The following is a 539-nucleotide window of genomic DNA, read 5'->3' on the forward strand; positions in this document are numbered from 1 at the left end:
GCTCGGCCCGCCGCGTCAGCGCGGGCCTGTACACCTTCCGCGGGCTGCTGGACCCCGACTGGGCGGACGAGACCCGGGCCGAACTGGCCTGGGTCTCGGGCACCTTCGGCCTGGAGCACGCCTGCGCGGCCCGCCTGGACCGGCTGCTGCTCGCCCTGCACCGGCTCTCGGGGACCACGACGGCACCACCCACCACGGCGGCCAACACCCTCCCCGCGCCCACGAAGGCACCCCCCGCCGTCCCCCTCACGGTCGGCGCCGCCCGCGCCGCCGCCCTCCTCGACCGCAGGCTCACCCTGGCCCGCGCCCGCGCCCACTCCGGCGCCCTGGAGGCGCTCGGCTCCGCCCGCTTCCACGCGCTGGCCGACCGCATCGCCGTACTCGCCAGCGACGTCCCCCTCGCGCCCGGCGCGGCCGGGGCGGACCTCGGCCCGTACGCGACGGCCGCCGAGGACCGGCTCAACAGCGCGGTCGCCGCGCTGCCCCTGGTCACCGCCGGGCACCCGTACAACGCGCAGGCCCTGGCCGACGGCCTGTCC

Annotated in this window: 1 protein-coding gene; it reads left to right on the plus strand. The window is 79.4% G+C overall.

Translation table 11 applies throughout. The features are described 5' to 3' along the window. Positions 1 to 539: CHAD domain-containing protein (locus GTW40_RS06970; protein WP_161179280.1), on the plus strand; the 539-nt coding region annotated here is incomplete at both ends.

Origin of the sequence: Streptomyces sp. SID4985 (assembly GCF_009863025.1) — a bacterium.
GTDB lineage: Bacteria > Actinomycetota > Actinomycetes > Streptomycetales > Streptomycetaceae > Streptomyces.